Source organism: Pseudoalteromonas sp. PS5 (assembly GCF_004103255.1).
Taxonomy (GTDB): Bacteria; Pseudomonadota; Gammaproteobacteria; order Enterobacterales; family Alteromonadaceae; genus Pseudoalteromonas; species Pseudoalteromonas peptidolytica.
Genome location: NZ_RCSQ01000103.1, coordinates 42,700 through 49,814, shown reverse-complemented (window position 1 = coordinate 49,814; position 7,115 = coordinate 42,700). Strand labels below are relative to the sequence as shown.

Annotated in this window: 2 protein-coding genes; both read left to right on the top strand. The window is 47.4% G+C overall.

From position 1 onward, the window contains the following. Positions 1-4,619, top strand: a 4,619-nt coding sequence (locus D9603_RS21680; RefSeq protein WP_161972756.1) for a hypothetical protein, incomplete at its 5' end; no start/stop codon positions are given. Positions 4,620-4,644: 25 nt separating this feature from the next. Further along, positions 4,645-7,041, top strand: a complete 2,397-nt coding sequence (locus D9603_RS14085) for a hypothetical protein (protein WP_128731800.1) — start codon at positions 4,645-4,647, stop codon at positions 7,039-7,041. Positions 7,042-7,115: the final 74 nt, after the last annotated feature.

The following is a 7,115-nucleotide window of genomic DNA, read 5'->3' as shown; positions in this document are numbered from 1 at the left end:
CAGAAATCGCCCAAGCCATCGCCGGCATTGACCAAAGTGGCGGTTGGAGCGAAGCACAAATTCAAGAAATAGCAGCGGCGGTTGATAACGTCACGGTGCCAGAAATCGTCGACACACAACTGAATTTAAAAGTCGCGCCAATGGCCAAAGCCGCCCTTGCCGATGACCTCAACGCGTTGCAAGCCAGTGTCACTGACGCCTACCAGACAGAAATTGCCCAAGCCATCGCCGGCATTGACCAAAGTGGCGGTTGGAGCGAAGCGCAAATTCAAGAAATCGCAGCGGCAGTTGATAACTTAACGGTGCCGGATATTGTTGCAAATCAATTGAGCACCAAATTGGGTTCCCTCGGCGACAATACCGTTGCTGACGCGCTATCGGCCATGGCGCAGTCTATCACGACTGACTACCGCAACGAGATAAGCCAAGCCATTGAGAGTATTGGGCAAAGCAATAGCTGGACACAAGGACAGATCGAAGAAATTGCTGCAGCCGTCGACAACATTATCGTACCTGACATTGTTGACACTCAGCTGAGTTTAAAAGTCGCACCTTTAGCTAAAGCGGCTCTTGCGAGCGATCTATATCAGCTTGAGACCGCTGTAACCGAAGCGTACACTACGGCAATTACGCAAGCGGTTGATAATATCAGCCAAAGTAACAATTGGACACAGGCACAGATAGAAGAGATTGCCGCTAACATCGACATGGTTACTGTCCCAGATATTGTTGATGCACAGCTTAATTTGAAAGTGGCACCACTTGCTATCACAGCAATTGAAGACAGCCTTAACGCATTGCAAGCTTCTGTCACCGAAGCCTATAGAGCCGAAATCGCACAAGCTCTTCAGGGAATAGAGCCAGGCGATAGTTGGACTCAATCGCAAATAGAAAATATTGCTGCAGCGGTAAGTACTGCTATCACCTCTGACATTGTTGATAATCAACTCAGCGCAAAATTAGGAACTCTTGGCGACAATACCGTTGCAGACGCACTTTCGGCCATGACCCAGTCTATCACGACTAGCTATCGCGCCGAAATAAACCAAGCCATTGAAGACATAGGGCAAAGTAGTAGCTGGACGCAAGGGCAGATCGAAGAGATTGCCGCAGCCGTCGACAATATTATCGTACCAGATATCGTTGATACTCAGCTGAACCTAAAAGTCGCTCCCTTGGCCAAAGCGGCCATTGCTGACGAACTATATCAACTGGAGAACTCAGTAACCGAAGCGTATACCGCGGCAATTGTCCAGGCAATTGACAATATCAACCAAGGTAGTAATTGGACACAAGCACAGATAGAAAGCATTGCCGCTAATGTCGATGCTATCACCGTACCAGATATCGTCGATAATCACCTCAATGCCAAGCTTGGTGCGTTGGGAGAACAAACCGTTGCAGATGCACTCTTCGCAATGGCTCAATCGATCACGACCAGCTATCGAACTGAGATAAATCAGGCAATTGAGAGTATTGACCTAGGCAACAGCTGGACACAGGCTCAAATAGAAAACATTGCCGCTAATGTCGACTCAGTTAACGTTCCCCAGCTCATTGACACTCAGTTAAGCGCAAAAGTTGCCCCCTTGGCCAAAGCTGCGCTGGCTGATGACTTGAACGCATTAGTGGCGTCCGTCACTGCGGCTTACCAAGCAGAAATCACACAAGCGATTGATAGCATAGAACAAGGCAATCAGTGGACGCAGACACAGATTGAGGACATTGCCGCCAACGTCGATTCTATCACCGTTCCCCAGCTCATTGACACCCAGTTAAGTTCAAAAGTCGCGCCCCTAGCTAAAGCTGCGCTAGCTGATGACTTGAACGCATTGGTGGCGTCCGTCACTGCAGCTTACCAAGCAGAAATCACACAAGCGATTGATAGCATTGATCAAGGTAACCAGTGGACACAGGCACAGATTGAGGACATTGCCGCCAACGTCGACACGGTCACGGTACCAGATATTGTAGATGCTCAGCTGAGTTTGAAGGTCGCTCCTCTGGCCAAGGTCGCCCTTGCCGATGATTTACTCGCGCTGGAGAGCGCGGTCACCGAAGCATACAATACGGCCATTACACAGGCGCTTGACAGTATCAGTCAAGGCAATAGCTGGAACCAAGAACAAATCGAAAGCATTGCCGCCGCAGTTGATGCTATCACCGTGCCAAGCATTGTTGATAATCAATTAAATGCAAAACTTGGCGAACTTGGGGATCAAACCGTTGCTGATGCGCTTTTTGCTATGGCGCAGTCCATCACCCAAACCTACCGCGCGGAGATAAATCAGGCCATTGAAGGCATTGATCAAATTAACAATTGGACGCAAGGGCAGATTGAAGACATCGCCGCTAATGTCGATACTATCACCGTACCAGAGATTGTGGATAATCACCTCAATGCCAAGCTCGGTACGTTGGGTGAACAAACCGTTGCAGATGCACTCTCGACAATGGCTCAGTCGCTCACAACCAGCTACCGAACTGAGATAAATCAGGCAATTGAGAGCATTGACTTAGGCAACAGTTGGACGCAGACACAGATAGAAAACATTGCCGCCAATGTCGATTCTATTAACGTTCCCCAGATCATTGACACACAGTTAAGCGCAAAAGTTGCACCCTTAGCCAAAGCTGCCCTTGCTGATGATTTGAGCGCATTAGTGGCATCTGTCACCGCGGCTTACCAAGCAGAAATCACACAAGCGATTGATAGCATTGCTCAAGGCAACCAATGGACTCAAGCACAGATTGAGGACATTGCCGCCAACGTTGACACCGTCACGGTACCGGATATTGTCGACACACAGCTCGCTTTAAAAGTAGCGCCTCTAGCTCAAGCGGCGCTTGTCGACGACCTCAGTGCCTTGCAGGCAGCCGTCACCGAAGCCTACAAAGCTGATATCGCTCAGGCAATTGAGAGCATGGGACAGGGGATCTGGAACCAGGCTCAAATCGAGGAAATCGCCGCTGCTGTTGACAACATCACCGTCCCAGACATTGTGGCGACTATACTTACCGAAAGGTTAGGTGATCTGGAAGAACAAACGGTTGCCGATACATTATCTGCTATTCGTCAGTCTATTACGCAGGCGTACCGCACCGAGATAAACGAAGCTATTGAGCAGATTGCTCAGGGTGCATGGAGCCAGGCTCAAATTGAAGAAATTGCCGCAGCAGTCGACAGTGTCACCGTGCCAGACATGCTTGATGCACAACTGCCCGCGAGAGTTGCTCCACTGGCTCAGGCTGCTGTTGAAAACAATCTGAACGCCCTGCAAACTTCCATCACCGACGCTTACAGAGCTGAAATCGCGCAAGCCATCGAAAATATGGGCCAAGGCAATCAGTGGACTCAAGCACAGATAGAAGACATTGCAGCGGCAATAGACCACATAATCGTGCCAGGCATTGTCGACACACAACTTGAGGAAAAACTTGCGCCACTTGCCCAAGCAGCACTTGTCGATGATCTCAGCGCGTTACAAGCAACCGTAACTGAGGCCTATCGGGCTGAAATAGCCCAAGCAATTGAGAATATTGGTCAAGGAATATGGAGCCAAGCTCAAATAGAGGATATTGCAGCGGCCGTCGACAGTGCTACGGTTCCAGATATTGTAGAAGACAAACTTAACGAAAAGCTCGGCACTTTTGGCGAACAGACCGTTGCAGACGCGCTATCAAACCTAGCCCAGTCAATCACTGAGACGTATCGCACGGAGCTGAGCCAAGCCATCGATAGTATTAACTTGGGTAACCATTGGACTCAAGAACAGATCCAAGAAATAGCCGCGACTGTCGACGCGATCACTGTTCCGGATATGATTGATGCTCAGCTAAATGAAGATACATTGTGGCCCATTATCGCATCAAAGACTGCGGCACAGATCGATACACACATCAACGGATCCGTCGTTCCAAAAATAGCGCAGGAAGTAGACAAACAACTACCCGATATTCTCTCTACTGTTGTACAATTAGAGATATCTAATCAACTTCCACTATTTGTGAGCGGTGAGGTTGATAAGGCGTTTGGCGCGATAACCTCAGAATTACCGAGTTTAGTTGAGTTCAAGATCAATGAGGGTCTAAAAGATGAAGGCAGTATTGCCGCATACTTTCAAGACAATGTAACCGCGCTTGCGCAAGGTATTGTACAAGAGTATGTCGACACAACGGTGTCACCCTTTATCGAGCGCATAGTACCTGAATACGCATTGAATGAAGTACAAGCTGCGCTCCAAGAAGCGGTTCCTGACTTGGTAGACAGCACCGTTCGTACCGTTGTAGATACAGAGGTTGAAACATTAAAGTCGACCTTTATACCAAACCTGGTCACGTTAAAATTAACTGAAACCGTGCCACAGCTGGTCGAAGACCGCATGGCACAAATACTGACTCGAGTATCACTGCCAAAAAGACTGAGATTTGAATTTTCTCAGCAATCAACGCAGTGGATTGTACAACATGAGAGAAATACCAAAGATTTCTCGATTGAAATTTTTAACAGTCAAGGTGTGCGCATGTTCGCACATCACGAAATCATTGACGACATGAGTTTTGTGGTGAGTCTCACCGAAGCCCTAACCGGCTTCATTGACGTTGTGTTTTATTCATAATTCGACGTAAGAGGACAGTCAAAGTATGGCTAACTACCCTATTTTTCACGGTATCACGCTAGCAAATAGCGCAACATTTGAAAACCTTGTTATTGAATCCTTGGCTTCAGATCCGCAAGGCGCTTCTGAAGGCCGCGTGTGGTATAACTCTGCTGAAAAGCAATTTAAGGCATCGATCACTGACGAAGGCGGTGCGCTGACAACGATAGCTTTTCAAACAACCCAAGAGTTTACTGACTTTTTAGCAGCGCTTGCATCTCAAGAAGCTGGCAATTCAGGTGCTTCTAAAGTCGGTTACGAAGGCAAGCAAGGCAGCAATGCGAAGTTTTCAGCGCAAGCAAGCACGCTAGACAATATCATCGGCGCCATCATTGATGCTGTTGATGCAGACAAACAAGCATTAGCTGATTTAGGTGCGCAAAATGCAGGCCTTGGTACCAATAAAATTGGCTACGAAGGTAAAGCAGGTGGTTTAGGTGAATTTAGTATTGCACCGACCACGTTGAAGGCAGCCCTAGATGCGATGGTTGATCAAATCGACATCAACAAAGCAGCCAGTAAAGTCAGCTCAGAGGCTATTCAAGCTGAGTTAGACAAAACCCAAGCAGCAGCAGGGTTAAGTGAGTCTGGCGATTATACGCCTTCAACTGGGGCAAATTATCTAAAATCAGAAGATTTTACTAACGCATCTAAAGTGCCTTCTCTCGCCGCTGCTGACGAGTTGTTAGATGATGCAATAAAGTCGCTAACAGACACGGTACAAAGCAATAAAGTTGCCGCTGAGCAAGCCGATGACTTAAAACTAAATATTGCGGGCGGTGTAATGACTGGCGCACTCGATATGGGTACCAACCCAATCAGTAGCGCGCACGTACCTACGCAACCCAATCACCTAGTTAATTTAAAATACATCGATGGTATGCGTGCCGGCTTAGATGTCCGAGAGTCCGTACGGGTCGCAACAACCGCCCCCATTGCCAACCTCGGTGGTGATATTCAAGATAATGGCGATAACAGTTATCAAATTGATGGTGTAACACTCGTCAGTGGCGACCGCGTACTTATCAAAAACTCAGCAAGCCAAAATGGTACCGACTCACCAAGCGCGATTTATAACGGTATTTATGTCGTCACTATCTCTGAGGTTTCTGACCAAACGACCGAAGCAAAAGCTGAATTTGAGCGCGCGATAGACGCGGATGGTACGCCAGATGGTGAAGTAACTAATGGCATGCACACCTTCATTGAAGAAGGTGCAACCTATGCCAATGCTGGTTTTGTACTTGGCACCCCCAACCCAATTAGTCTAGAAACCACCGAGCTGACTTTCGTACAATTCTCGGGCGCAGGCCAGCTAACAGCAGGTGCAGGTATTCAAAAAGATGGCAATACCCTATTTTTGAATTTTGGGGCTGGTGTTAAGGAATCTCCAACTGATGAGATTGGTATCGACTTTGGCGATGGCTTATTTACAACTGAAGATGGCAGCACCGAGTCAGATGCGTCAGCGGCTAAGCTACAGATTAAGATAGATGGCGATACACTAGAAAAAAGTAATGCAGGCCTGAAGGTTTCAGCCACATTCCAAGACAGTGTGAATGCCATTGCCAATGAACTCAACGCCACCCAAATTGCTGCAGGCCTTGAGGCAGACGGTCGCTATATTGCTGATTCAGAAACGAATTACTTAACAGCGGTCACTAGCTTAAAAACAGCTGATAAAGCGTTAGATGATGCAATTAAAGCCGTTGATGAACGTCTATCCAGTGAATCAGAAGCACATAACAATGCAAGACAAGCGCTACAGTTAGAGCTTGATAAAACACAAGTAGGCACGGGTCTAGAGCTGGATGGAAGCTATAAGCAAGCAACCGACAGCAACTACTTAAACACCGCGACGAGTGTACACGATGCAAGCTTACTCTTAGATAGCGCATTAAAGGCAGTCTCTAGCGAGTTAGTCGCTGAAAAGATTGCCCGAGAGAACGCTGACAACGCTATCAAACAAGGGGCAGGACTATCAGCAGACGGTAGCATGCAAAGTGTTGATAGCTACACTTATATCAAGGATACAACGTCGCTATTTGGCGCTATCACCAAGTTAGATGTAGAAATGGCATCTGAACTGGGTGGCGTACGCTCTAATATCACCAATGTCGTAAACCAAGTTAATGATAATGTTTACTTCGAGCTGTCACAGAACAAACTGATGCAGCACAAAATCGAACACAATCTAAACTCTGAATATGTCGACGTGATGGTATGGGTGGAGCGCGGTGAAGGCGAAGATGCCCGCTTCTATAACGACATTACCATGGTCAAGCAAGAATCAGACAATGTTGTGATGATTTACCTAACTGAAGCGGCAAGAGTAAAAGTCTCTGTCCAAGCAGTTCGTAAACTTGCAGACCCAACAGCTTAAGTTTTTCGGCCTACCTTGTATTAACGCACATAAATGGGCCGACGTAGTTGTCGGCTCATTTATGTTGTACAACA

Excerpts from the sequence above, each read along its gene's own strand:
- D9603_RS14085 (WP_128731800.1), top strand. The coding sequence starts at position 4,645 with ATGGCTAACTACCCTATTTTTCACGGTATCACGCTAGCAAATAGCGCA.